This window comes from Novosphingobium sp. BF6, from assembly GCF_058273105.1.
Genome location: NZ_CM177775.1, coordinates 1,394,000 through 1,417,204, shown reverse-complemented (window position 1 = coordinate 1,417,204; position 23,205 = coordinate 1,394,000). Strand labels below are relative to the sequence as shown.

Below are 23,205 nucleotides of genomic sequence, written 5' to 3'. Positions count from 1 at the left end.
GATTAGGCATTCGGGGGGAAGACGCGCGCACCCGGCCGATCCCGACAAACATTTTTTCTTACATTTTCATGTCGTTATGAAGTAATTCTGATGACACCTTCACCGCGAGAGCACGTAACGGCTCGTCTCCTTGCGCCACTGAAGGTCATGAATCGCCGCCAGCGCCTCCAGCACCATTTCCGGATCGGAGGTCTGGAAACGCCCCGTCACCGGCAGGCTCCCCAGCGCCGGATCGTCGAGGACCACGGGCAGGCGCGATCCGCGATTGAGCCGCTGGACCAGCTGCTGCACCGAAGTATCGTCGGCATCGAACCAGCCGTCGATCCAGCCGGGATGATCGCCGCGCACTTCGCCAAGACTGCGCACCCGACCGCCGCCGACTTCGATGCCGTTCCCCGCCGGAAGGCGCCATTGCCGCCCGGCCCCGGCATCGACGCTGACAAGGCCGCGATAAACGCGCACCACGCGGGTCTCGCGGTCCACCATGTCGATGTCGAACGCGGTGCCGAGCACGGTGACGCGCGAGGTCCCGGTATTCACCGTGAAGGTGCGGAGGTTCTCGTGGGCCACGTCGAAGAACGCCTCGCCGTTCTGGAGCGCCACCTCGCGCGACCACGGGGTGATGCGCACGTTCATCTGAGTGCCCCCGCTCATCCGGACTTTCGATCCGTCGGCCAGCCGGACATCCCGCGCCGCGCCGCGCGCCGCCGCATAGCTCGTCTCGCTCACCAGTGCGCGCGCCCCCAGCGAGGCCAGTCCCACGAGGCACAAGGCCACCGCGGCGAAACCGGCAAACTGCTTCCAGGCCTGCCTGGCCCGGTTCGGAACTTCCCAGTCCGGCGTTTCATCCTCGCCGGAAAGCGCGAAGCCTTCGGGATCGGCCTGGGCCGCCTCCAGCGCATGGCGGAGGCCCCCCGACTGCCAGAGCGCCTGGAACCGCGCATAGCTTTCGACATGGCGCGGATCCGCCATGATCCAGCGATCGAATTCGGCCGCGACTTCCGCATCGTGAAGCGGGCGGTTCATCCGGTCCACCCAGGCCGCCGCCTCCCGGTCGATCGCGTCGAACTCCTGCCCCTGCGCGTTCATTCGCCGATCCCCATCACGCTCACCCCCGCGCGCTCCAGCGCGGCGCGCAAGTCCAGCAACCCGCGGGTGATGTGCTTCTCCACCGCCTTGGCACTCATCGAGAGATCTTCGCCGATCGCACGGCAGCTTTCCTGGTTCAGACGGCGGCGAATGAGAACTTCCCGGCGCAGCGGCGGCATGGCGCGCAAACAGCGCGAGAGCACGTCGAGCGCGCGGCGCGAATCGAGAACCCTGTCCAGCGAGGGGTCATCGCTTTCCCATTCTTCGTCTACTTCCCCGAATTGTCGCTTTTCGCGGCGCCCGGCATCGACGATCAGGTTGTCCGCGATCCTGAAGGCCAGCGCAAAAAGACTGCCGATCTGCCGGGTCTGGCTGAGAGCGATCAGCCGCGCAAGCGTTTCCTGCGCCACATCGTCCGCCAGATCCGGCCGCGCGCCTCTGGCCCGGAGATAGCGCAGAAGCGCAGCGCTTACAGCATTCCAGTCCTGCGACGGCGCCGCAGGACGATCCATGACCTCGATAAGCACGATTTTTCCGCCTTGCGCCCCGCCGTCTCGTGTCCGGCGCGCGCCGCCCTAGGGACGATCCATGACGGTTTGACGAACATCCGGGCACAAGCCGCGAAAGGCGCTGTCGGCGCCCGGATTCCTTCCGTCGCGCTGCTGAACCATTGACTCCGACGCGCCCCGAAACTACCGGCAATGTTCTTGCGATTGATTTGCAATATCCTGTTTCGAGGAATGATCGAGCATGGCCAAGAGTGCCGCCACTGCCAGGGGAACGAACCGCGGAATCGGCCGCTGGAACGTCGCGTCGCGCATTCTTGCGGCCATACCGGCGAACTACCTGTTCACCTCGCTTGCAACGGCCTGCCTTGCCCGGCTGCTGGCGCACGGCCTGACGGTCAATCCCGCCGAGGCCAGCGTCGCCGCGACGCTGCTCTCGTTTGCCATCTTCGCCACGGTGGCGCTGTTCGCTTTCGGCCTGCGCTCGATCGCGCGTTTGTGGCTCTGGCTCGCCGTGGGAAGCGCGATCGGCGGCAGCCTGCTCTGGCTTTCGCTCGACATGGGAGGTCGGCTGTGAAGGAAGGTCTGCGCCAGTCGATGGCGTTGCTGCACACCTGGACCGGACTGCTGCTGGGCTGGCTGCTGTTCGCGATGTTCGCCACCGGCACTTCGGCTTATTTCCAGGACGAGATCACCCGCTGGATGCAACCGGAAGTCACCGGGGACGCCGATCCGGTCGCTTCGGCGGAAGGTGCCGTCCGCTTCCTCCAGCGCACCGTGCCCGATGCGAAGAGCTGGTACATCTCGCCCCCCAACAGCCGCAGCGCCACCACCCAGGTCTACTGGCAACCGGCCGACGACAAGCCCACGAAGCGCGGCGAGACCAGCGCCATGCTCGACCAGAGCGGCCGGGAAATCTCCACCCGCGAGACGAGCGGCGGCTTCTTCCTCTACCGCTTCCATTTCGACCTGCACTACATGCCGGTGCTCTGGGCGCGCTATCTCGTGGGCGTGGCGGCGATGTTCATGCTGGTGGCGATCCTTTCCGGGATCATCACCCACAAGAAGATCTTCGCCGACTTCTTCATGCTGCGCTTCAACAAGGGCCAGCGCTCCTGGCTCGACGCGCACAACGTGACGGCGGTGGTCGCCCTGCCTTTCCACCTGATGATCACCTTCACCGGGCTGGTCACGCTGGCGACCATGTACATGCCCTGGGGCATCGCCGCGAACTATACCGACCGCAACACGTTCTTCGAAGCCGTCTTCGGCAAGAGCGAGGAAGTCGCGCGCAGCGGCAGGCCCGCGCCGCTGGCCGCGATCGGACCGATCATGCAGTCGGCCTCGGCCCGCTGGGACGGCAAGCGCGTCGGCTACGTGCGCGTCTCCAATCCCGGTGACGCCACCGCCCTGATCGGCGTGACCCGCGCGCCCGAAGGCGCAATCGGCTCGCGCGGCGAGGAAGTGACCTTTAGCGGCGTTACCGGACAGCCGGTGGACGGGAGCATGCCCAAAGGCGCGGCGCTCGCCACCGAAAGCGTGATGATCGGCCTCCATGCCGGTCGCTACGCGGAATACGGCCTGCGCTGGCTCTACTTCCTGTCCGGCCTCGGTGGCACGATCATGGTGGGCAGCGGCCTTGTGCTCTGGACGGTCAAGCGCCGCACCAAGCTGCCCGATCCCAGCCGCCCGCACTTCGGCTTCCGCCTCGTCGAAAAGCTCAACATCGCGACGATCGCGGGCTTCCCGGCGGGTATCGCCACATACTTCCTGGCCAACCGCCTGCTGCCGCTGGAAATGGCCGATCGTGCCGATCACGAGATCAACAGCCTGTTCCTGACCTGGCTCGCGGTTCTGGTCTACGCGCTGGCCCGCCCCTCCGCCCGCGCCTGGCCGGAAATGCTGGGGCTTGCCGCCGCGCTCTTCGCCGCCGTGCCGCTGGTCAATGCCTTCACCACATCGCGCGGGCTGCCGGTGAGCCTGCTGGCGAGCGACTGGCTCTTCGTCTCGTTCGATCTGGTGATGCTGCTGCTGGCGCTCGGTTTCGCCATGGGCGCGCGCAAGGCCGCCCGCAAGCGCGCGGAAGGTCCGCGCACCGCAAGACGCAAGCCTCGGGAGGCCGTGACGGCATGATCCACCTGCTCTGCCTGCTGCTGGGAAGCGCCGCCTTCGCCGCGCTCGCCCTCTCGATGAAACGCCACCAGCGCGACCTCGCCGGTCGCGCCCTCACCGAGCGCGAAAGCCGCCTTGCCCGCATCGGCGGCTGGACGCTCGTGGCGCTGGTCCTGGCGATCGACGCGGGTGCTTTCGGTTTCGGCTACGGCCTGATCGCCTGGGCCGGGCAAATGACGATGGGTGCCTGGCTCAACGTGGCCTGGCTATGCTGGAAGACCAGCCCCTCACGCAAGGCTCGCTAGGCGATTCGCGGCGGAGCGGACCGGCCAGAGCCGCGCTTTGAATGCGATTATGCCGCCGGGTCCGACACTTGATCGGGCCACCGCATCCGCGAAACTCGGGTGTTTCCTGTTACGGGAAAACGGGTAAGCTGGCTCTCGCAACAGCCATTTCCTACCCGTTCTTCCAAGGAGGCGCGCCCCATGCGCAAGGATGCATCCCTGTACTCGATCGACGGTTCCCCGCTCTCGAATCCCGCCACGGACGAGACGCTGACCGATCGTCTCCATCGGGTGCTGGAGGTGCTGCGCGCCGAGTTCCCGCAGGCGGTCGACATCGGCCTGGAGTTCGACGGCAAGCTCCATGCCCACATCGACGTGCGCGGCGGAGAGGAAGTCTGCGGCGTCGAATCGAGGTTGCCCAATCTGAACGACGGCATGTTCACGCACGTCGCCCATGGCGCGACGCCGCATCACCCGTTCTTCCACCGGATCAGCGCGATCGTCGTCGGCTGATGCTCTACGCGTCTTCGCGCCGTGCCCGCTGCCAGTTGCGGTAGCCGAGCACCGCGAGGACGATCATCGCGCCGTAGAGCCCGCCGGTCAGCCATAGCCCCTTGAACGCGAACATGCCGACGTAGAGCACGTCCACGGCGATCCAAAGCAACCAGCTCGCCGCGTGGCGCCTTGCGGTCCAGTACTGGGCGACGAGGCTGAAGCTGCTCAGCGCGCAGTCCATCCACGGCAGCGCCGCGTCGGTATAGCGGCTGGTCAGCCACCCGAACGCCACTGCCGCCACGGCGCCGATCGCGAGGCCCTTGCCCGCCTGCACAGCCGAGAGCGGTGCCACGACGACCTCACCCGCCTGCTCCCTGCCCCGCGCCCAGACAGTCCAGCCGTAGAGGATCGCCGCACCGAACAGCGCCTGCAGCACCATGTCGGCATAGAGCCGCACGTCGAGGAACAGTTTGAAGTAGAGCGCGCAAGCGGTGAGGTTGACCGGCCAGCACAGCATCCGCCGTCTCGCCGTCAGCCAGATGCCGAGGAAGCTCACGGCGACGGCGACGATCTCCAGTGCCGACATCAGGACAGCGCGCCGGTTTCGAGATGCCGCAGAAAGTCCTGTCCCGTCGGGGAGAGGAACCAGTCGGCGTGATCGATGCAGTAGCCCTGCCACGCGAGATCGGCCTGCATGCGATCCTCCAGAATGCCCGCGAAGTAGTCGGCCTCCGACAAGGCGAACTCGATATGGACCAGCGACAGCAGGCGGATCAGCGTCTCGATATCGGCGCGGCTCAGCGGCAGCACCGAGCGATATCCGACAAGAAGCGCCAGCGCGGCCTCCCCATCCGCGCGCGGCTCCGGATCGAGCCAGGAGACGGCGCTGCGCTCGATGGCGGTGGCGAGATCGTGGAGCGCGCAAGTCCGCGTCGCCAGTCCGAAGTCGATCACCCCGCTCACCTCGCCCTCAGCGGACCAGAGCAGGTTCGAGGGATGCCAGTCGTTATGCGTCCAGAGCACGGGCTGGTCCGCCAGCCGCTGTGACAGGCCCTCTCCCAACGATGCAAAGAGGCGCGCCAGTTCCTGCCGCCACGGCTTGTCGGCCAGATAGGCGGCAAGCGCCGGACGGGCGGCGACATAGGCCTCGGCCGCCGGAAGCGGATCGCGCGCGGGCAGGATCGTGAAGCTGCTAACAAGCGGATGGTCCCCGCGCGGCCCGGCCGGAAAATCGCGCGCCGCCCGGTGCAACCGGGCCAGTGCCGCACCGGCATTGCGGGCATGGCCGAGCGTCAGGAACGGCGTCCACGACTGGCGGTCGCGATAGAGATCGAGCCCCGGCGCCTTGCGCAGGACCTCGTAAGTCCACTCGCCCTCGGCAATCGCGCCCACGCCGTCCGCTCCCGCCACCACATCCGGCACGGCAACGCCCGCCGCGCGCAGGTGCGCCATGAAGGCATGTTCCTCGGCCAAGGCGGCAGGCGTGCGCAGCCGCCGATGATGGCGCTTGAGGAAGAAAGCGCCCCGCTCCGTTTCCACCAGACACGCCGCCGAGAACGGGCGCGGCGAATGCCAGAGCAGCGCTCCCGGTGTGCCCACATCGGAAAAACGGGCGAGGATCGCTTCCGCCTCCAAGGAAGTGATCGTCGGCCACCGCGGCACTTCGAGCGCCATGCCCATGCCATGCACGAGATGAAACGAAGTGCCGCTCACGATCAGAAGGCGCGGCTGAGCGTCGCCACGAAAGCGCGTCCGCTACCCACGTAGTAGGTCGGCGAAGAACCGGTGATCGTCGTGCCGCCGCGCCCGATGGTGTCCAGCGCATTGGCGGTGATCGCCTGCACGCCCGACAGCACATGCGGGTTGGTCACGTTGATCGCATTGAGCCGCAGGTCCATGCGCTGCGCGTCGATCAGGCCCGCCAGATGGACGCCGACCGAGAGGTCCAGCGTGGCGTAGGGCTTGATGCTCTCGTCGTTCATGAACGTCGCGTACTGGCGCCCGACGTACTTGAGCGCGGTGCTGCCGAACAGGCGGCCGTCGTCGTACGTCGTGCCCAGCGCAAACTGGAACTCGGGGCTGGAGACCGCGCGCTTGCCCCTGGTCGGCAGGAGATCGCCGCCGACCGCGAGATCGTCGCCCAGCCGCGTGTGCAGGTATTCGCCCGAGAGATAGACGCTGACGCCCTTGGCCGGGCGATAGTCGATCTCGCCGTCTAGGCCATAGGAGGTCTGGCTGCCGCCGTTGATCGTCGAGTTGACCAGCGCGCCGCCGCTGTTCACCACCGTCGCCACCTGCCGGTTGCGGAAGTGGTAGTGGAAGGCGGTCAGCGAGAAGGACAGGCTCGGGCCGATGTAGCGATAGCCCAGTTCCTCGGAGACCGAGTACTCGTTCTTCAGGCTCGTCGTGCCCGCACTTACCAGTTCGCCGCCATAATAGCTGTTGTAGAGCGCGAACTCATTCGGGGTGCGGAAGTTGGTGGTCACGTTGGCGAAAAGCTGCTGCCGCTCGTCCAGCTTGTAGTGCACCGCCGCGCGCGGCAGGGCGGCGAAGCTGTTCTTGCGGATCCGGTCCTGTGGGCCGGGCAGGTAGTTGCGGCCATTGCGCAGCACGTCCACGCCCTTGAAGCCCAGATCGACGACAAGGCGCGGCGTCACCGCGATGCTGTCGGCCAGGAAGAAGCCCTTGGTCACCGTTTCGGTCCGCGCGTTCTCGTAGGCGAGCAGGCGTCCGTCCGCAGTGCGGATGGCCTTGTCCTGATAGCCCCACATGTCGAACGGGCGGCCGTTCGCGTCGATCGAGGTGTAGGACTGGGTGACGCGGTCGGTGCCGTAATCCAACCAGACCCCCGCCATGATCGTATGCGCTCCTGCCGTGAGGGTCAGCTTGCTGACGTCGCCCACGCGGAATTGCCTGCCGGTCCAGTTTCCCATCACCGTCGCGAGGCCGTCCACCGCGCCGGGCAGCGCGATCGGCTGAGTCAGTTCCTCGGTGCCTAGGAAGTTGCCGGTCGTGGCGAGCTGGGTGCCGTAAGGCGCGTTGCCGTGGCCGAGCTGGAGATAGGCCGAACTGTCGAAGGTCAGACGATCGGACAGCTTCAGATGAACCGGCGCGGCGACGTAGAAATTGCGGAACGGCGCGCGGTAGAGGCGCCAGTAATTGGTGTTCCCCTCGCTGTACCGCTTGTCATAGTTGAAGTCGCGGCCCGAGGCTTTCCAGTCGGCCAGGGTCGGGCTGGCATAGCTCGAGGTATTGGCATCGTTGTACGAGAAGGAAATGCTGGCGCGGTTGCCGTCGCCCCATTCGCGCAGCAGCTTGGCATCGACATGCTGGCGCTTGTCGAAGCCCGCGCCGCGCCAGTTGTCCGCGCGGTTGTCCGAATAGGAGATGAAGGCCTTGATCCCGCTCGCCCCGAGCGTGCCGGTGTCGAAGCGCACGAAGGCGCGACGCGCGTCGTAGGACCCGGCCGAAAGATTGACCAGCCCGCCCATCTCCGGCCTCGGATCGTCCAGCGAGAGCGCCAGCGTGCCGCCCGCCGCCGCGACGACCGGCGCGTCGATCGCGGCAGCGCCTTGCGAAAGCGCGATCTGCCGCACGTTCTCGGCGTCGGCGAACTGCGAGGGATAGGCGTAGAAATAGCCGATGTCGTTCTGCGGCGCGCCTTCCATCAGCACGCCGATCTGGTCCTGCCCGAGGCCGCGCATGGTCAGGCCCGAACTGGTCGAAAGACCGTAAGGATCGCTGGAGGAAACATTCGCGCCCGGCAGCAGGTTGACGAGCTGGAAGGCGTTCAGGGTCGGTGCCTGCTTGGTGATGAAGTCCGCCGAGATCGCGCTGATCGCCTTGGGCGCGGTCTGGTCCGGCAGCAGGCCTTCGGGGTCGGGATGGCCGATGACCTGGATATCGGTGCGAGCGTCGGGCGCCTCGCCTCCCGTTTCGGGCGCCGTCTCAGCCATGGCCAGCGGCGCAAACAGCGCCAGCGCGGCGCCGCCGAAGGAAGTGAGGGTGCGAATAGGCTTCGGGGTAAGGGTCATCGTCTTTCGTCCGCTCCAGTCGGAGGGACAACGGACGCTCTGCCGCCAGCCCTCCCTACGCCGGTGTCAACCGGATCAGGTTCAGCGGGTCGTGGTCTGCTGACCACCTCTCAGCCGCGCGTGAGCGGCCCCCCGGGGATTGGGGCGCTCTAGGCGCTCGGCGGGCTTGTGGGAAGCCTTATTGCGTTGACGATCTTCCGGCGATCCCGGACAGGACCCGCACACGCAAACGGGAGCATGACATGAACCTGCTGGAGCACACGCTCGCAGCCCTCGCGGTCCAGGCCCTGCTACGCCTGCTCACCGGCAGCTGGTGGCCGGGCGCCGCCGTGGCCTCGGCCTATTTCCTCGGGCGCGAAGTGGCGCAGGCCGAGTACCGCTGGATCGAAGCCTATGGCCACGGCCTGCGTGCGAACATGCCGTGGTGGGGACCGTTCGATCTCAGGGTATGGCCCAAGCTCGATCAGTGGGTCGACTGGATCGGCCCGCTCGCTTCCACCAGTACTTTGGCCTTCGTCCTGCGGAAGCGATAGCGCATCACCCTGCCGCCTCCGGCTTCAGGTAACGGCTATAGACCCAGCCGATCCCGATCAGGCTGAAGCCGAGGGCGAGGAAGGACAAGATCCGCAGCAGCCCGTCCAGCCCCGAAGCGTCGAAGAGGAAAACCTTGCCGACGGCGGCTAGCATCAACACCAGCGAGGCGAAGCGCCAGCTGCGCAGCCGCTCGCGGATGCCCCAGCCGAGGAAGCCGAGCGCCAGCGCGATCGCCAGTACCGAGCGGCCGATGTTCTCCCCTTGGCCCACCGAGCCGACGTAGAGCAGGCTTCCTGCGAAAAGCTGGCGCAGCGTCGCGAAAACGAAAAGCAGGATCAGCGCCATCCGCAGCAGGTCCGCCGGAAGCTGAAAACGCGGCGCCAGGTCCGGCGCGATCCGGGCGGCGAGCGAAGGCACCACGAAGGGGATGAGGAAAGCGGGTAGCAGCAGGTTGACCAGCGGCCAGGGACCCACTTGCTGGTGGCTCCAGAACGGATTCAGCGAAATCCAGGTATGGAAGACCGCATGCGCCAAACCCATCGCGAGGAAGCCAAGGGCGATCTCGCGCGCGGCAAAACGGCGCCAGACCGCCACGCCCACGCCGATCAGCAGCGCCTCCCAGACGCAGCGTTCGGCAAGTCCGAGGCGGGCGAAGGATTCCGGATCGTCGAGCGCGAAGACCTGCTTGAACAGGATGTGGCTGCCGGCGAGACCGAGCAGACCGACCATCGTCGCTCCGGCAAGGAACACCGGGCGAGGCAGATGCGCACGGACGCGCCAGAGCGCAAAGGCCGTCGCCAGTGCCGGTGCGACGAGGCGGCGCAGCGCCTCCGCCCATGTCGGCAGATCGGTCACGAGGACCGGCTTGCCTGTCATCACCGAGTTCGCGCTCGCCGTCAGCCAGTAGGCCATCGGTTCCAGCGCCCATAGCGCCGTGAGCACGACCAGCGTGCCCTGCGCCGCCTCGATCGCCAGCACAGGCTTGCGCCCGTTCACTTCGGCCAGCAGCACCAGCCCAGCCGCCGTGACGACGGAAAGCCACGGTGCCGGAACCAGTTGCGCCACGAAGCCGTAGCCAAGCAGCACGGTGAGCGGCTGCAAACCGAAGCGCAGGCGCGACCCCGCATTGCGCCAGGCGAAGGCGGCGGCGGCCAAAGTCAGCGCCCCCCAATGCAGCAGGGCGCGGCCCGGATGCGTCACGTTCGCCGTCTGCACCAGACGAGCCAAGGCACCGTTCTCCGCCGACACCGCCAGCACGACGGCGACCGCCAGCCCCAGGAAAGCGAGCGCACCGTGCTTCAGGCGATAGTCCCGTCCCGCCACGGCGACGCCCAACAGTCCCACCGCGACGGCCGGGAAAACGACGGGCACGAGCCATTCGGGAAGGCCCATCATACCGGCCACGATCAGCAGCACACCCGCGCAGGAAGCGAGCAAGGCGAAACGGGCATCGTCGTGACGCGCCTCGCGCCGCCAGCCGAGTGCGGCGCCCAGCGCAGGCAACGCCGCGAAAGCCAAGGCCAGCAGCGCGAAGCCGGTGTCGTGGCCTGCGGTCGCCTCGTAGAACTTCGCGCAGCAGACCGCATAGCCGCCGAGCGCAATGGCGCTGAGCAGGCTGACTTCGACAAAACCGCCGCCTTCCCGCCACAGGTTCCGCAGCGCATAGCCGCCGTAGATCGCCGCGATCCCGGCTATGACCGCCGTGAACAGACCGGCTTCAGGCGCGGGCCAGAAGGCGGTGAGGCCGAGCGCCGTCAGCAGCGGCACGGGGACCGTCCTCCGCAGCATCGGCGTGGTTCCGGCAAGCCAGCAGAAGGCCAGCGACAACAAGCCGTAAAGCCCCCAGGTCAGCGGCGCGAAGTGGCCGTTCGCCACCAGCAGGGCCAGTTGGAACGCGCCGACGACCGCTGCCGCGCCGCGCAAGATCGGGGCCGCGCGGCCTTCCAGCGCAAGGGCCGGAAGGCCAAGCCCGATCAGCAGCACCAGCAGTCCCATCGAAAGAGTGGAACCGCTGTCGAGGCCGCCCATGGCGATCGTCAGCAGGCTCCACCCGGCACCGCCGGTCAGCGCGCCGACGCCCAGCCAGACCCAGCGCTGGCGGCGCGAAAGCAGCGTGATCGCGCCGATCAGGACGGCAAGATAGCCCGCCAGCAGCGGCACGCTCGGGCTGTCCGACTGGACAACCGCAGGCGTCGCAAGGCCGCCGACAAGCCCCAGCACCGCGCAAGGCGCCCCGAACCGCAGCGCCAGACCGAGCGCCAGTACGGTAATCGCGAAAAGCCCGGAAAAGGCCAGCCCCGGCCCGACGAGACCATAGAGATTCGCTGCCGCCAGCGTCGCCGCATAGAGACCGCCCACACCCGCTCCGGCCAGAGCCTGAGCTACCCGCTCGTCGCGCACGAAATCCGCCCGCCGCCGCGCCAGTTCGCCGCCGCCGATCAGGGCCGCGCTGAAGGCGAAGCCCAACACAATGCGCACCAGCGGCGAAAGCAGCCCGGTGTCGATCGAGTATTTCACCATCAGCACTGCCGCGACGATCAGGGTGATGCCGCCCGCCCAGATCGGCAGCTTGCGGCCGAACAGGTCCTCGAAGCCAAGACCGGCCGCCTGGCGCGGCGGCGATGGCGGCGGCGGCGCAGTGATGACTGGTTCGGAAACGGCTTCGGGGATGGAAGGCACCGGTTCCGGCTCGACCCACGCTGCGGGCTCGGCAACCGGCAGATCCTCCACGGGCAGCGGGGGCGGCGCCTTCACCGGCTCCGGCACGCGCTCCGGCTCGAAGGGAGGCTCGGGCATCGAGACCGGCCGCGCGATTCGCGCTGCGGCAGGCCCGCCCTCGCGAAACAGTCGCTCCATCCGGCCCAGACGGCGCCGTGTGTCGAACAGCAGTCCGCCCAGAAAGATCGTTGCCAGCAACAGGAATTCGGTCACGCCGTTACCCTCTCGATCACATTTCCTGCATGGAGGTATCGTGAAATCGAACACCGTACAATAAAAAATTAGACAGCGTTCTATTTCAGCGATATGAAGGCAGCACGACTTTCAGGGAAACGGACATGACGGGATTTCTGAAAAAGCTGATGCGCGATCTGGAAGCTCCGATCGAGGCGCGCGGCTTCGGTACGGGGTGGTTCTCCGGCTTCTTCGCCCTCATTCTCGCCGCCGCCGGATTCTGCTTCGTTGCGGCGCTGCGCTGGCCGGACTGGCTGGCCACGCCCGAACTCGCGCGCGTACTGGCCTCCTCGGGTTTCCGCATCGTGGTCCATGCCACCCTGCTCGGCGCCTATGCCCTCGCGCTGTTGAGCCTGCTGCTGCGCCCTCGCAAGGCGCTGGGCCTGACCGCGCTGGTCGTCGCGCTGGCCGGTACGATTCTCGGCGGCGCCTCGGTCCAGCCGCGCGAGATGCATGACTGGGGCATTTTCTTCGGCGTCGATTTCTTCGCGGTGAACCTGATCGCCACCGGCCTGATGTTCGCGCCGCTGGAACGCCTCGTCCCCCACCGCGCCAAGCAGCGCCTGTTCCGCGCCGAATGGCGGGAGGACCTGTTCTACTTCCTCATCAGCTCGATGCTGGTGCAGCTCATCACCTTCCTGGCACTGGCCCCGTCGAGCTACCTCAACGCCCACGGCACCGGCCTTTCGGGCATCCGCGGTGCGATCGGCGGCCTGCCCTGGGCCGTGCAGTTCCTGCTGGCGATGTTCCTGACCGACCTTGCCCAGTACTGGTTCCACCGCCTGTTCCACCGCATACCGTTCCTTTGGGGCTTCCATGCGGTGCACCACTCGGCGCGCTCGATGGACTGGCTGGCCGGTGGCCGGATGCATTTCATGGAGATCGTGCTGCTGCGCGGCGTAACCTCGCTGCCGCTGCTGACCTTCGGCTTCCTGCCCTCGGTGATGCAGGCCTATATCGGCATGGTCTACGTCTATTCCTCGCTGATCCACGCGAACGTGCGGGGCGACTTCGACCGACTGGGGCGCTTCCTCGTCGTGCCGCGCTTCCACCACTGGCACCACGCGCTGGAGGCCGAAGGAATCGACAAGAACTTCGCGATCCACTTCCCCTGGCTCGACCGCCTGTTCGGCACCCATTACTTCCCCAAGGGCAAGTGGCCGCAGGGCTACGGCGTACCCGAGGCGGTGCCGAGCGGCTACCTCGCCCAGATGCGCTATCCTTTCGTCCGTAAAGCGCACTGAAGGTGGCCAGACGCTCCGACCACGGCCGCGAGGAACTGCACGCGCTGATCCTCGACACCGGGCGGCAAGTCATGGCGGAAAGCGGCTATGCCCGCTTTTCCGCCCGCGAGGTGGCCAAGCGCATCGGCTATTCGGTGGGCACCGTCATGCATGTCTTCGGCAATGTCGGCGCGCTTGTCATGGCCATCAATGCGCGGACCTTCCGGCTCTGGACGCAGTGGCTGGACGAGCGGCTGGAAGGCACGCAGGGTCAGGAGCGCATTCTGGTGCTGGTACGCGGCTACTTCGATTTCGCGGCCAGCCACCGCAACCTGTGGTCCGCCATCTACGAGCACCGCGTCCCGGAAGGCGTGCCCATGGCCGAGGACCTCGTGGCCGAGCGCGTGCGCCTGACCGGCATGATCGCCCGCGAAGTCGCCTCTGTACTCCCGGATGCGAATGCCGCGAAGACCGCCGAACTCGCCAGTTCGCTGATCGCCAATGTCCATGGCCACTGCGCCTTCCTGCTCGGCGGTACGTTCTCGCTGATGGGCGTCGAGCACCCTGCCGAACTTGCCGCCGCGCGCGTCCTGGAAACGCTGCGCGCCAACGGCGCCCGGCTGGCCGCCTGAGCCGACCGGAAACCGCCTCCTCAGATCAACGGCTTGCCGCCGGACTTGACGACTGCCCCGCCCTTCATCACGAAACCGACGCTCTCCAGCACCTTCACGTCGGCCAGAGGGTCACCGTCCACGGCGATGATGTCCGCATAGCGCCCTGCCTGCAAAGTACCGACTTCGGCGCTGCCCAGCAGGTCCGCCGCATTGCCGGTCGCGGTGCGGATCGCATCCATCGGTGTCATCCCCGCGCCTACCAGTAACGCGAATTCCTGCGCATTCTCGCCATGCTTCGACAGACCGAAAGTGTCCGTCCCGAAAGCGATCTTCACGCCCGCAGTGTAGGCATCATGCAGGTTCCGGCGCAGCAACGGGGCGATCTCAAGCGCCTTTTCGGCAGTGGACGGATTGAGCTGCTCGGGATGCTCCTTCGCGCGCTGATAGACCCGTTCCCCGACCAGCATGGTGGGCACCAGATAGGCGCCATATTGTCTGAAGAGCTTGTAGCTGCCCGCGTCGGCATAAGAACCGTGCTCGATGGAATCGACACCCAGCGCGATCGTATGATCGATCGCCTCCTTGCCGTGAGCATGGGCGGCGACCTTCATCCCCAGCGCATGCGCGGTATCGATGACGGCCTTGATCTCCTCGTCGGTCATCAACTGGTGGCGGGGATCGTCGCCGATCGACATGACCCCGCCCGAGGGCATGATCTTGATGAGGTCCACGCCTTCGCGCTTCAACCGCCTGACAGCCAGCCTCGCCGATTCGGGGCTATCGACGACATTCTCGGCGATATGCGGAATATCGGCGAACTCGGCGCGCAACCCATTGACCGGATCGCCGTGCCCGCCGGTAGGGCCAAGCGCCGCGCCCGCCACCCACATGCGCGGCCCCGGCACCACGCCGCCCTCGATCGACTTCTTCAGCGCGACGACGACCTGGGTATTGGCCCCGCAGTCACGCACCGAAGTGAATCCTGCCAGCAGGGTGTTGCGCGTGAACAGGGTCGCCTCGATCGCATCCTCGAAATCGCTGCGCGTCACCGTGTTGCGGATCGGATCGCCGGCATGCCAACCGGCGGTGATGTGATCGTGGGTATCGATAAGACCGGGCAGCACCGTCTTGTCGGCCAGGTCCACCACTTCGGCCCCTGCAGGCGTGACGAAGCCGGGCTGGATCGCCGTGATGCGGTCATCGGTAACGAGGATGGAGACCTTCTGCCGAGGCGCCGCCCCGGTTCCGTCTATGAAACGCCCGGCATGGATCACGAAATCCTTCGCCCAGGCCCCGCCACCGGGCACGAGCGCCGCGGTGACAAGCCACAAGGCAGCCCCGGCCATATGCTTCACAGAACTGCCCCCTCGCATTCCCGCCCCTCTCACAATCGGTCATCGGCAGAGTCGCGCTGACCGCCCCTCGCGTCAATGACTTATCGCAGGCGATAATGACGAGGCCGTCCTCCCGGCGCCGGGCCCAAGGCGCGACGCCAGACAGAGAGACGAATGAAGGGCGTAGAAGGACGCAGCCCATCGTCCTGCTCGCCGGTAAACTTCGACTTCTTCGGGCAAAATCTCCGGCACCAATCAACTTCGATTTTGCCAGATTACTCCCATTCCCGCGGGAGGCATTTTCCGGGACAGCATCAGTCGGGATGCAGGCATTCAGCCTTTGCATTCGCCATGACCCGCGATAGGCGGGCGTCATGATGAACATTCCCTGGGACCAGCCCGCCACGCTGATCGATCTGGACGGCAAGACGCCGGTGATCGGATTGATGCTCGAATGCGTGATGCACTTCTCGCTCTTCAAGCCTTTCGCCAAGGAGCAGGCGCGCATCCTGCTGACACGCCCTGTGTTCCGCGAAGGCCGCAAGACCCGCACCTGGATTCTCAATCCCGACGAGATCGAAAAGCTTGTCGAGCGGCTCAATGCCGAGAGGAACGCGGCCCCGTAAGAGCGTGCGATCAGGCGGCATCCCGCGCGTTAATCATGGCTGAAAGGGTAAGGATCGTCCGCGCGTGCCGCAGGGCCACGGCTTCGCGGTCCGCGCCGTAACCACCGCCCAGGGTGCTCGCCAAGGGAATGCCGCGCCGGTTCGCCTCTGTCGCCACATAGCGATCCCGGTCCGCGAGCCCCTCATCGGTCAGGGACAGCCGGCCAAGCTTGTCGTCCCGATGGGCATCGACGCCTGCCTGCAACAGGATCAGTTCCGGCACGAAGTGATCGAGAACCATGGGCAGTGATCCGGCGAGAGCATCCAGATAGTCCGAATCGCCTGTTCCATCGGGTAGTCCGACATCCCGCGAAGAGCGTGCCTTGCGCGTGGGGAAGTTCTTCTCGGCATGAATGGAAAGCGTGAAGATGTCGCTGCGCCCCGCGGTCAGGGCGGCGGTGCCATCTCCCTGATGTACGTCGAGGTCGAGGATCAGGATGCGCGAGACGTCGCCCTCCTCGATCAGCCTGTTGGCGGCAAGCGCCAGATCGTTGAACACGCAATAGCCCGCGCCGGTATCGGCCAGGGCATGATGGCTGCCGCCAGCGGAATTTGCGGCATATCCGTGCCGCAGCGCCAGCTTCGCCGCTAGCCATGTTCCACCGGGGGAAAGCTGCGATCTCCGGGATATCCGTTCGTCGATCGCAAAGCCGATCCGGCGCTGCTTTGCCGCCGGCACCGCGCAACTGATGACTTCGTCGACATAAGCCGGGTCGTGGACCGCCTCGAGCCATTCTCGCGGCATGACTTCGGGTGCATGGACCGTCATTGGCACGCCGCTTTCGCCCAGCGCCCGCATGACCAGCGCATACTTGTCATGCGGGAAAGTGCCCGTACGTTCGGTTTCGACCACGTAACCGGAATGGTGGACGACGTGCAGCATGGCCTGCAGGTAGGACGCCGAGGCACACAGGCCGAGATTGGTCGTCAACGTTTCGAACCGTCCGCGCTCTTACGGTGCAGCGCCTGGTCCGGAATTCAGCGAAGCTACAATTTCCTGTTCGGCGGCGGTCGCTTCGACGATGAGTTTACGCAATTCCTTCGCCGTGTCTTCGAGAAGGCCTGTGCCCAGCGGCCGCTCGCCATTTATGAAACGGCGAATAGCCCGCTCGTCTATGCCGATGCGCCGCGAGAATGCTGTGGTGCCGCCAAAAAGCTGGACGCAATAAGCGAAGTGCTCGCGTTGCTCGTGGGTGGAAGATGCCGTCATATTATCCGCCTGTTGGTTTGCCGTCATCGCCATAGGCTAACTGGGGCGTGAGGCAACATGCGCGCCCTCGCCCAACGGGATGAACGGACAGTTCCCTTTGCGCGAACGCGCTATTTTCAGCCCGTCGCATTCACTGATAGCGCAGCCTGTTCTCGAAACCCTCATTTGCCTTGGCCATTTTGGCAATCTTTCTGAGTGTTGCGCGGACATGTCGCTCGACGCGGCGATCATCGTGGATGCCGGTGATCTGATAGCCCTCCTGATCGAGCAATTGCTTGATCCGAAGCGCAAACGCGGCCTGTCCGCTCTCTCGCGCGACGGCTCTCAAGCTTCGACATACCCACTCTTCAGCGGCCGCCTTGTCATAGTCGTCCTCGGCCCCGTAGCCTCGTCTATCGGCCGTCGCTTGATCGCGGCCAGCCGCCTCGATGCGAGCTTCCAGCCACCTCGAGACCAACTCGTTGTCCCACGGTTTTGACGAAGCGCTCATCGATCTCTCCCAATCCGATAGATCGCCATTCTTCAGTTGCCGTCCGCATCGACGGCAAAGACCATCGGCTTGCCACGAGAAGCCGGCTCCCACCCTGCTTGCAACGCAGCCCGGATGCCGCGTGACACGAGCGCATCGCTGATCTGGAGCCGCCCTCGCGGCAGGCCTTTCACCAAACGCTTGGGCGCGGGGAACTCCAGCAAAGCTTCTCGCTGGGTTTGCTTGCGGAGCAATGCAACAGTCATGCCCCTCCAGCCTTCAGCATCCCCCCACTGCGGCTCACTCCGAAGCTCCCATTTGTAGTGGAGACCATCCACCTCGACGACACCGGCTGTTTTGTTAGTCATAGTGGTCGCCTAGCAGGTCTGCGCGCCCGAACCACTCGTCGATTTTAAGAACGAACGGCTTTCGACGATCCTAGTCGGACATTGAGCCCGTGATTTTCGTATCCTAGCGTCAGGACTCGTTGATCACAGCCAGAAGATGACGGTTGCGGCGAGCGCGACGGCGGAGAAGGAGACGGAGGGACTGCGATCGTAGCGAGTAGCAACGCGGCGCCGGTCCTTGAGACGGCCGAACTTGATCTAGATGCGGTTGCGACGTCTATACCGGCGCTAGCCGTATTTGACGGGTTGAAGCCGGGATTTTCGGCTAGAAATGCAGGGCTAGATACCCTTCGCTTGCAACGCTTCCCTGAACCAGTCGGCGTCATAGCTGCGGTCCCCCATTAGCCATTTCGCCTTGAGCAGATCGTTCAGCAGAGTTGCAGTGCTGATCTACCCGGCAGTCATCAGGAAGCTGAGCGGGCGGCCGGATCGGGCCCGAAGGGCTCATGCAGAATGGTGCGCAGGTCCCAGCCGCGCCAAAGCCATGTCGAGCGGCGATAGGCAGCTCCGGAAACGGGGGCCACCAGACGCGAAAGTTTACACAGCACTGTAAACCGCATTTTGTGTCGATGCTAAGTGTTTGATTTTTGGTAGCGGAGGAGGGATCGACCGCTCGCCTTTATCTTACTGAAACTATTTTCAATTTCGAAAAATTGAGGTGGTCACCACCCCCAAATCCACCCCCAACAAATACACGAATCGCCGAAGCGTTGCATAGCTGAGCCAAACCGAATAGTTGTGGTAGCCACTTTCGAAAAGAAGAATACATCTGACGTGCGGCTTCAGCAAAATCTGACCTTCTTTCTTTGATCTCGGCATCAGGCTTTTGATAAATGCCCCGCCCAATCCTTTCGATCTTTCCCGCTTCAACCGCCTTGGCAATCGTCTTGGGGTTGATGCCTGCCGCGCTTCGCTCTGATGCCCGCAGCATCGCTCCGCCCCCACGAGGCGGAACGGTCTGGCATTTTGCGGTTCAGAGGGGGGCAGGCATGTAACAAATCCTCGGACTTATAATCATCGTTTCAGAGGCTTTGTTACATGACACTTCGGATTGAACTGGCCAGAAAGCCCGTTCTCAATGCTTGAATCAATGCTCGCGATGCCAGCTTAGGAAGCTCGGATGAGGTCGATCCGCAGTATGCGCCGGAGGTAGCGCAACGCCGGTACGATTTATCAGCCCGCGGATCGCCTCGCCATCATTCGCCTGGCGGCTGACCAGAACCTCAAGGTCATCGGCGAGACTTATAAGGCCCCGATCGAACATCCAGTGCACAGTCCCCGACAAAGCGAGACCAGTGCTCACAATATCAGGGCCACCCTTTTCGACGGGACGGATATGTGCTGCCTCGACGTCAGCCCGGCCACCACCATTGATGAGCTTTAGGCGCGAGGCTCCGGACGATGCTACACGCGCCCAAATTGCGGCGTTGCCTGACCCCCGCTACGATCCCGTTACCGGTGAGCGGGGCGCGCGCACCGGCCTGTGAAATCAGGGTTGCGGTAATTGTGCGTACCATTGCGCATAGGGTCCAGTCCTCGCCAGATGCCGATTAAGATCGGGGGCGCCATCGTCCCACCACACCGGTCCGCGCTCACCCAGCGCTCGCTTTGCTTCGTCGACCGCAGCATGTGCCCGCTCCTGCGCGTCGCGATCGCGCTGGCGCCTCGCAACGCCAACCGCCCGGCGGGCAGACATAAGCATCCTGACCAGCGCCTCGCGACGCTCTTGCGGCAGGTTGGGATCGGACATGCGCCATAAACGGCCGCGCACGACGAAATAGCGCCCATCCGGCGTCACAGGGTGGACGGCGACGCGCGTTGGTGGCTCAGACATACAGGCCCCGATGGAGGATGATGCTAGGCGCACCAAGGCAGGCTCGCTCTCAGGCTGGGCCTGCCTCGAAGCGGCAATTCAGATTTTAGTGTTCGATACTACGGCGTGGCTACCAGCTTCGTCGCCTCTGATTTTACCGCCGAAGAGCATCTTTAGCTTGCCGGTCAGCGACACATCGGCTTCCCAAAGCTCAGCCTCGTCAATATCTAAGCGCAGCAACGCAAGGTTGGGGTCCGTCTTGCCTCCGGGAAACCAGGCTTCGACAGCGTTGGACCACAGCTTGTCGACCATGGCGGGGTTGGTGTCCAATTCGACGCGGCCCGACAGGCACGCGAAAAAATCCTGACCCTTCGATACGAACTGCGCCATCGCGGCGCCACCCGTGCCAAGTCGATTGTCCTTACCGATGAAGAACCAGATGGTGTCGGCCTGATCCTTGTCGAGCTGCGCCGTCAACGGTTCCGAATGGCTCTTCCCATCGGCAAGGCCGACCATGAGGAAGGGCCCCTTTTCGATCTTTTCCCAAAGGTGTTGCTTAAGCGTTTGCGTGTCAGTCGACATTGCCATCTCCTCAAGAGTGTTCAAGCCAAAACGCCGGCACGCCGCCTGAGTTTCGCAAAAGCTCACCATCCGGTGAGCGGTGACCTGAGAATTTGATTTCCTGTCAATCGCTTTTCGTGACCACAATTTGCACTTGGCGTCGGGATTCGACCCTTATGAGACGCTCAGCACCGGTTTGCAGCGCTCCAGGTGCGGACGGTCCTCTGTGGATGGCTCCCGCGTTGCAAGCTTAAAGTGATGATCTGACTGTTCCGTCGGGTGCAGTCGTCTGTCCGGCCTGTTTATGCAGTCGGTGTAGACTGCTGGCCCTGATGGGGTCCACGAACAAGGTCCGATCGGCTAAGCAGGCTATTACGCCTAAGGACCGTCCTTGGGTTGTCCTTGTTCCCGGTCCGACCGGTTTTGCCATCACATCCTTTGCGCTCACAACCTCGTGGAGCTGATCTCCTCAGTCAAGCTCTTGATCTATGCTGCTGTCAGCATGGGCACATGTCCGCGTTCGAAGACACCGCCGCGCGCCATGACCGCCCACGCAATCCGCGCCATCTTGTTGGCGATGGCAATTGAGGCAACGCGCGCGGGCTTTCTGCCAAGCAGAGCGACAAAGCGCGGATCCACCGTGTCAGGTTTTTGTTTGGCGTACCGGACCAACGCGGTTGCGCCTACAACCAAGAGAGCGCGCAAATACCGGTCGCCCATCTTGGTAATGCGCCCCAAACGCTCCTTGCCGCCGCTCGAACTTTGTCGAGGGGGCAGCCCCAGCCAGGCGGCGAATTGGCGTCCTGACGAGAACTGGCTTGGATCTGTCACTGACGCGGCAAGCGCGGTCGCACCACTCGGTCCGATACCGGGGATCGTGGCTAGGCGCCGCGCCCTGTCGTCGCTCCGCTGCAGAGCGGCGAGCCGCAAGTCAAGCTTGTGCAACTGGGCGTGAAGCTGGAGCAGTTGCCCTGCCAGCATAGCGACGACATTCGCGGCTTCGGCCGGTAAGTCGAGCTTAGATTCCCCGTCGACGATCTCTCGCGCGATCTGCAGTGCCTTCCTGATCCCGACCGGGATGGCGATCCCCAGTTCGGCGAGTACGCTGCGCATCATGTTTACCAGCTGGGTGCGCTGTTTGATCAAAAGGTTGCGCACGCGGTGCAGCGACAGCGCCGCTTGCTGTTCGCGCGACTTGATCGGCACGAACCTCATCGTCTGGCGTGTGACCGCTTCGCAGATCGCTTCCGCATCGGCGGCATCGTTCTTGCCGCGCTTCACATACGGCTTCACGTAAGCCGCCGGCACCAGCCGCACCTCATGCCCCAGCTTGGTTAGTTCGCGCGCCCAGTGATGGGACGTCCCGCAGGCCTCAGCGCCTACCAGGCACGGCGCCAATTTCTCGAAGAACGGCAGCATATGCGATCGCCGAAGCGCCTTGCGAATGACAACCTCACCGGTTGCGCTGATACCGTGAACCTGAAAAACGTTCTTGGCCAAATCCAGGCCGATCGTGCTAATCTCCATGGCGGGTGGCTCCTCTGCTCGGGTTGCATGACAGCAAACCCATCTTGGCACTTTGATGCCGTGAGCGGGAGCCATCCACCTCATCCGCAATCTAGCAGGTGTCGACTAAGGCCGGCATTCACCTCGATCGGCCGAGTGAGCGGCCCTGACGAAGGCGGTCAAGACGGTGCGAGCCGCCCCGCTGCGAAATCGCGCGCGAGCGCGATAAAGGCCCGGAAGGCCGCGGAGGAATTGCGCCGATTGGAATAGTACAGGCACAGCGGCGCAAGTGGCGGCGTCCAGTCTTCAAGAATGCGCACAAGCCGCCCCGCTGCGATGTCGTCACGGACATCGGGTTCCATGAGATTGCCAATGCCAACGCCGTTCGTGACAGCGACCCGTCCGACGAGGCAGACTCGGAACATGCACCCAAAAATCAGATGCTCCTCTTGAAAATGACACACCTGACGATTTCGAGGCGCAGTTGAGCTAGCCATTGCTCGATGAGGCAGAAGCGATGTGCTCCTGGGCACCCCGCGGATGCTGTGGTGCCAGCCAAGCAGTACATGTCGGTCGATGAGGGGCGCGCAACGGTGAAGTTGGAGTTTCAATGCTGGAAGTGTGCGGAGGGGATGCCGGGTCGGCGCGTGACCGCCCCTTTCAACGAAACCAGTGTTTATCGCTTTGAATGCGCGCATGGTCATGTCCACGAGATCGTGTTGGCCCAGCTGCGTTTCGAAGTGCTTGCCGAGACCGGAATGCAGGCCCTAGTCGATGGCTATTACCGGGATGCGGTCGCATCTTTCGCTGCGGCGCTTGAACGCGTCTATCAACTCTATTGTGAGATCGTATCCTACAACAGGGGAACTGACCGGACGGCTTTCGACGCCACCTGGAAGCTGGTTGCCAGCCAATCAGAACGTCAGCTTGGTATGTTCATTGGCCTTTACCTGCACGAAAATGGAACGATCCCGCCGCAATTGTCGAAGAAGTCTGTCGAACTTCGCAACAAGGTAATCCACCAGGGTCTGTTGCCGACAGAGGATCAAGCTATCGCCTTTGGACAATCGGTGATCGATCTGGTTCAGCCGTTGTTGAATGCGATGATGCCACGCTACACGAAGGAAATTGAAGCTTTCATCAATCTCCATCTTGAAAGCGCGGATCCGTTGCGCACTTTCAACCGCCGCAAGACCCGGGTGTTCTACGAGTTCATCCTGCAATTTGACACCGAAGCCGATGACTGGGATCCCGCTCCCGCCGATTTGCGCAAGGAACTGGCTGCCAGGAAAGCCCAGGCAGTCAAAAAAACCTGATCTTGTGGGCGCCTTCGAAGAGGATCGTGTCCACGAAAGTTAATTCTGTCCAAACCTCTGAACGGAAATGGCTTGTGCCCC

25 protein-coding genes, 2 pseudogenes and 1 riboswitch are annotated in these 23,205 nt (G+C 64.3%); of the genes and pseudogenes, 9 read left to right on the top strand and 18 right to left on the bottom strand.

The window, feature by feature from the left end; genetic code table 11:
- Window positions 1–99 precede the first annotated feature (99 nt).
- Together AC4D6D_RS07130 and AC4D6D_RS07125 are read right to left on the bottom strand one after the other, a co-directional pair.
- Window positions 100–1,089: a FecR family protein gene (locus tag AC4D6D_RS07130; protein ID WP_491327063.1), complete on the bottom strand. Its 990-nt coding sequence runs from the start codon at window positions 1,087–1,089 to the stop codon at window positions 100–102.
- Window positions 1,086–1,616, bottom strand: a complete 531-nt coding sequence (locus tag AC4D6D_RS07125) for an RNA polymerase sigma factor (RefSeq protein WP_491327062.1) — start codon at window positions 1,614–1,616, stop codon at window positions 1,086–1,088. The genes AC4D6D_RS07130 and AC4D6D_RS07125 overlap by 4 nt, the downstream gene beginning before the upstream one ends.
- Before the next feature lie 223 nt (window positions 1,617–1,839).
- On the opposite strand from AC4D6D_RS07125, the gene AC4D6D_RS07120 reads away from it, so the two are divergent.
- From AC4D6D_RS07120 to AC4D6D_RS07105, 4 genes are all read left to right on the top strand, one after another.
- The gene (locus tag AC4D6D_RS07120; protein ID WP_147220002.1) at window positions 1,840–2,172 is read left to right on the top strand and encodes a hypothetical protein; all 333 of its coding nucleotides are present in this window, start codon (window positions 1,840–1,842) and stop codon (window positions 2,170–2,172) included.
- Window positions 2,169–3,728, top strand: a complete 1,560-nt coding sequence (locus AC4D6D_RS07115; RefSeq protein WP_491327061.1) for a PepSY-associated TM helix domain-containing protein — start codon at window positions 2,169–2,171, stop codon at window positions 3,726–3,728. Before AC4D6D_RS07120 ends, AC4D6D_RS07115 begins: the two co-directional genes overlap by 4 nt.
- Window positions 3,725–4,012 carry a DUF3325 domain-containing protein gene (locus tag AC4D6D_RS07110; protein WP_491327060.1) on the top strand — a complete coding sequence of 96 codons (288 nt, stop codon included), beginning with the start codon at window positions 3,725–3,727 and terminating at the stop codon, window positions 4,010–4,012. The genes AC4D6D_RS07115 and AC4D6D_RS07110 overlap by 4 nt, the downstream gene beginning before the upstream one ends.
- 180 nt (window positions 4,013–4,192) lie before the next feature.
- The gene (locus tag AC4D6D_RS07105; protein WP_491327059.1) at window positions 4,193–4,504 is read left to right on the top strand and encodes a hypothetical protein; all 312 of its coding nucleotides are present in this window, start codon (window positions 4,193–4,195) and stop codon (window positions 4,502–4,504) included.
- 4 nt (window positions 4,505–4,508) lie between these two features.
- Here the strand turns inward: AC4D6D_RS07105 and pnuC are convergent, their stop codons facing one another.
- The 3 genes from pnuC to AC4D6D_RS07090 are packed head-to-tail and all read right to left on the bottom strand — an operon-like array spanning window position 4,509 to window position 8,442.
- The gene (gene pnuC / locus AC4D6D_RS07100; protein ID WP_147219999.1) at window positions 4,509–5,072 is read right to left on the bottom strand and encodes a nicotinamide riboside transporter PnuC; all 564 of its coding nucleotides are present in this window, start codon (window positions 5,070–5,072) and stop codon (window positions 4,509–4,511) included.
- Complete coding sequence (locus AC4D6D_RS07095) at window positions 5,072–6,199, bottom strand: phosphotransferase enzyme family protein (RefSeq protein ID WP_491327058.1); 1,128 nt, start codon at window positions 6,197–6,199, stop codon at window positions 5,072–5,074. Before AC4D6D_RS07095 ends, pnuC begins: the two co-directional genes overlap by 1 nt.
- Window positions 6,200–6,201: 2 nt before the next feature.
- Window positions 6,202–8,442, bottom strand: a complete 2,241-nt coding sequence (locus tag AC4D6D_RS07090) for a TonB-dependent receptor (RefSeq protein ID WP_491327219.1) — start codon at window positions 8,440–8,442, stop codon at window positions 6,202–6,204.
- 113 nt (window positions 8,443–8,555) lie between these two features.
- A riboswitch (TPP riboswitch) is annotated at window positions 8,556–8,665 on the bottom strand.
- A 97-nt stretch (window positions 8,666–8,762) separates the two neighbouring features.
- Between AC4D6D_RS07090 and AC4D6D_RS07085 the strand changes: the two genes are divergently transcribed.
- Complete coding sequence (locus tag AC4D6D_RS07085) at window positions 8,763–9,053, top strand: hypothetical protein (protein ID WP_491327057.1); 291 nt, start codon at window positions 8,763–8,765, stop codon at window positions 9,051–9,053.
- Between the two features lie 4 nt (window positions 9,054–9,057).
- Here AC4D6D_RS07085 and AC4D6D_RS07080 read toward each other — a convergent pair whose 3' ends face one another.
- Window positions 9,058–11,985, bottom strand: coding sequence for a DUF2339 domain-containing protein (locus AC4D6D_RS07080; RefSeq protein ID WP_491327056.1), 2,928 nt, complete (start codon window positions 11,983–11,985; stop codon window positions 9,058–9,060).
- A 125-nt stretch (window positions 11,986–12,110) separates the two neighbouring features.
- On the opposite strand from AC4D6D_RS07080, the gene AC4D6D_RS07075 reads away from it, so the two are divergent.
- Both AC4D6D_RS07075 and AC4D6D_RS07070 read left to right on the top strand, forming a co-directional pair.
- The gene (locus tag AC4D6D_RS07075; protein WP_491327055.1) at window positions 12,111–13,250 is read left to right on the top strand and encodes a sterol desaturase family protein; all 1,140 of its coding nucleotides are present in this window, start codon (window positions 12,111–12,113) and stop codon (window positions 13,248–13,250) included.
- Between the two features lie 2 nt (window positions 13,251–13,252).
- Window positions 13,253–13,861 (top strand): TetR/AcrR family transcriptional regulator, encoded by a 609-nt coding sequence (locus AC4D6D_RS07070; protein WP_147219995.1) that lies wholly within the window; start codon window positions 13,253–13,255, stop codon window positions 13,859–13,861.
- Window positions 13,862–13,881: 20 nt separating this feature from the next.
- Here AC4D6D_RS07070 and AC4D6D_RS07065 read toward each other — a convergent pair whose 3' ends face one another.
- Window positions 13,882–15,189 carry a metal-dependent hydrolase family protein gene (locus AC4D6D_RS07065; RefSeq protein WP_491327218.1) on the bottom strand — a complete coding sequence of 436 codons (1,308 nt, stop codon included), beginning with the start codon at window positions 15,187–15,189 and terminating at the stop codon, window positions 13,882–13,884.
- 362 nt (window positions 15,190–15,551) lie between these two features.
- Between AC4D6D_RS07065 and AC4D6D_RS07060 the strand changes: the two genes are divergently transcribed.
- The gene (locus AC4D6D_RS07060; protein WP_147219994.1) at window positions 15,552–15,803 is read left to right on the top strand and encodes a hypothetical protein; all 252 of its coding nucleotides are present in this window, start codon (window positions 15,552–15,554) and stop codon (window positions 15,801–15,803) included.
- A 10-nt stretch (window positions 15,804–15,813) separates the two neighbouring features.
- On the opposite strand, the gene AC4D6D_RS07055 is transcribed toward AC4D6D_RS07060, so the two are convergent.
- The 11 genes and pseudogenes from AC4D6D_RS07055 to AC4D6D_RS07005 form a co-directional block, all read right to left on the bottom strand.
- Window positions 15,814–16,725, bottom strand: a complete 912-nt coding sequence (locus tag AC4D6D_RS07055) for a histone deacetylase family protein (protein ID WP_491327217.1) — start codon at window positions 16,723–16,725, stop codon at window positions 15,814–15,816.
- A gap of 69 nt (window positions 16,726–16,794) precedes the next feature.
- Window positions 16,795–17,085, bottom strand: a complete 291-nt coding sequence (locus AC4D6D_RS07050) for a hypothetical protein (RefSeq protein WP_491327054.1) — start codon at window positions 17,083–17,085, stop codon at window positions 16,795–16,797.
- Between the two features lie 97 nt (window positions 17,086–17,182).
- A complete protein-coding gene (locus AC4D6D_RS07045; protein WP_491327053.1) occupies window positions 17,183–17,542 on the bottom strand; it encodes a hypothetical protein in 360 nt (119 codons plus the stop codon).
- A gap of 32 nt (window positions 17,543–17,574) precedes the next feature.
- The gene (locus AC4D6D_RS07040; protein ID WP_491327052.1) at window positions 17,575–17,889 is read right to left on the bottom strand and encodes a hypothetical protein; all 315 of its coding nucleotides are present in this window, start codon (window positions 17,887–17,889) and stop codon (window positions 17,575–17,577) included.
- A gap of 123 nt (window positions 17,890–18,012) precedes the next feature.
- A pseudogene (locus AC4D6D_RS07035) lies at window positions 18,013–18,354 on the bottom strand (transposase); the annotation flags it as partial.
- Between the two features lie 193 nt (window positions 18,355–18,547).
- Complete coding sequence (locus tag AC4D6D_RS07030) at window positions 18,548–18,859, bottom strand: type IV toxin-antitoxin system AbiEi family antitoxin domain-containing protein (protein WP_491327051.1); 312 nt, start codon at window positions 18,857–18,859, stop codon at window positions 18,548–18,550.
- 156 nt (window positions 18,860–19,015) lie between these two features.
- Window positions 19,016–19,231, bottom strand: coding sequence for a hypothetical protein (locus AC4D6D_RS07025; RefSeq protein ID WP_491327050.1), 216 nt, complete (start codon window positions 19,229–19,231; stop codon window positions 19,016–19,018).
- Window positions 19,232–19,417: 186 nt separating this feature from the next.
- Window positions 19,418–19,762, bottom strand: a complete 345-nt coding sequence (locus tag AC4D6D_RS07020; protein WP_491327049.1) for a hypothetical protein — start codon at window positions 19,760–19,762, stop codon at window positions 19,418–19,420.
- A 78-nt stretch (window positions 19,763–19,840) separates the two neighbouring features.
- Entirely contained in the window at window positions 19,841–20,323 is a 483-nt protein-coding gene (locus AC4D6D_RS07015) for a pyridoxamine 5'-phosphate oxidase family protein (RefSeq protein ID WP_491327048.1), read from the bottom strand.
- A 465-nt stretch (window positions 20,324–20,788) separates the two neighbouring features.
- Window positions 20,789–21,829, bottom strand: coding sequence for an IS110 family RNA-guided transposase (locus tag AC4D6D_RS07010; RefSeq protein WP_491327047.1), 1,041 nt, complete (start codon window positions 21,827–21,829; stop codon window positions 20,789–20,791).
- Between the two features lie 158 nt (window positions 21,830–21,987).
- A pseudogene (locus tag AC4D6D_RS07005) lies at window positions 21,988–22,215 on the bottom strand (LysR substrate-binding domain-containing protein); the annotation flags it as partial.
- A gap of 141 nt (window positions 22,216–22,356) precedes the next feature.
- On the opposite strand from AC4D6D_RS07005, the gene AC4D6D_RS07000 reads away from it, so the two are divergent.
- Window positions 22,357–23,124 carry a hypothetical protein gene (locus AC4D6D_RS07000; RefSeq protein WP_491327046.1) on the top strand — a complete coding sequence of 256 codons (768 nt, stop codon included), beginning with the start codon at window positions 22,357–22,359 and terminating at the stop codon, window positions 23,122–23,124.
- The last annotated feature ends 81 nt before the right edge of the window (window positions 23,125–23,205 follow it).

Coding starts and splice junctions, on each gene's coding strand:
- AC4D6D_RS07130 (WP_491327063.1), bottom strand. CDS start 1,089: ATGAACGCGCAGGGGCAGGAGTTCGACGCGATCGACCGGGAGGCGGCG.
- AC4D6D_RS07120 (WP_147220002.1), top strand. CDS start 1,840: ATGGCCAAGAGTGCCGCCACTGCCAGGGGAACGAACCGCGGAATCGGC.
- AC4D6D_RS07110 (WP_491327060.1), top strand. CDS start 3,725: ATGATCCACCTGCTCTGCCTGCTGCTGGGAAGCGCCGCCTTCGCCGCG.
- AC4D6D_RS07105 (WP_491327059.1), top strand. CDS start 4,193: ATGCGCAAGGATGCATCCCTGTACTCGATCGACGGTTCCCCGCTCTCG.
- pnuC (WP_147219999.1), bottom strand. CDS start 5,072: ATGTCGGCACTGGAGATCGTCGCCGTCGCCGTGAGCTTCCTCGGCATC.
- AC4D6D_RS07090 (WP_491327219.1), bottom strand. CDS start 8,442: ATGGCTGAGACGGCGCCCGAAACGGGAGGCGAGGCGCCCGACGCTCGC.
- AC4D6D_RS07085 (WP_491327057.1), top strand. CDS start 8,763: ATGAACCTGCTGGAGCACACGCTCGCAGCCCTCGCGGTCCAGGCCCTG.
- AC4D6D_RS07075 (WP_491327055.1), top strand. CDS start 12,111: ATGACGGGATTTCTGAAAAAGCTGATGCGCGATCTGGAAGCTCCGATC.
- AC4D6D_RS07065 (WP_491327218.1), bottom strand. CDS start 15,189: ATGGCCGGGGCTGCCTTGTGGCTTGTCACCGCGGCGCTCGTGCCCGGT.
- AC4D6D_RS07060 (WP_147219994.1), top strand. CDS start 15,552: ATGATGAACATTCCCTGGGACCAGCCCGCCACGCTGATCGATCTGGAC.
- AC4D6D_RS07055 (WP_491327217.1), bottom strand. CDS start 16,725: ATGCTGCACGTCGTCCACCATTCCGGTTACGTGGTCGAAACCGAACGT.
- AC4D6D_RS07050 (WP_491327054.1), bottom strand. CDS start 17,085: ATGGCGATGACGGCAAACCAACAGGCGGATAATATGACGGCATCTTCC.
- AC4D6D_RS07045 (WP_491327053.1), bottom strand. CDS start 17,542: ATGAGCGCTTCGTCAAAACCGTGGGACAACGAGTTGGTCTCGAGGTGG.
- AC4D6D_RS07040 (WP_491327052.1), bottom strand. CDS start 17,889: ATGACTAACAAAACAGCCGGTGTCGTCGAGGTGGATGGTCTCCACTAC.
- AC4D6D_RS07030 (WP_491327051.1), bottom strand. CDS start 18,859: ATGCTGCGGGCATCAGAGCGAAGCGCGGCAGGCATCAACCCCAAGACG.
- AC4D6D_RS07020 (WP_491327049.1), bottom strand. CDS start 19,762: ATGTCTGAGCCACCAACGCGCGTCGCCGTCCACCCTGTGACGCCGGAT.
- AC4D6D_RS07015 (WP_491327048.1), bottom strand. CDS start 20,323: ATGTCGACTGACACGCAAACGCTTAAGCAACACCTTTGGGAAAAGATC.
- AC4D6D_RS07010 (WP_491327047.1), bottom strand. CDS start 21,829: ATGGAGATTAGCACGATCGGCCTGGATTTGGCCAAGAACGTTTTTCAG.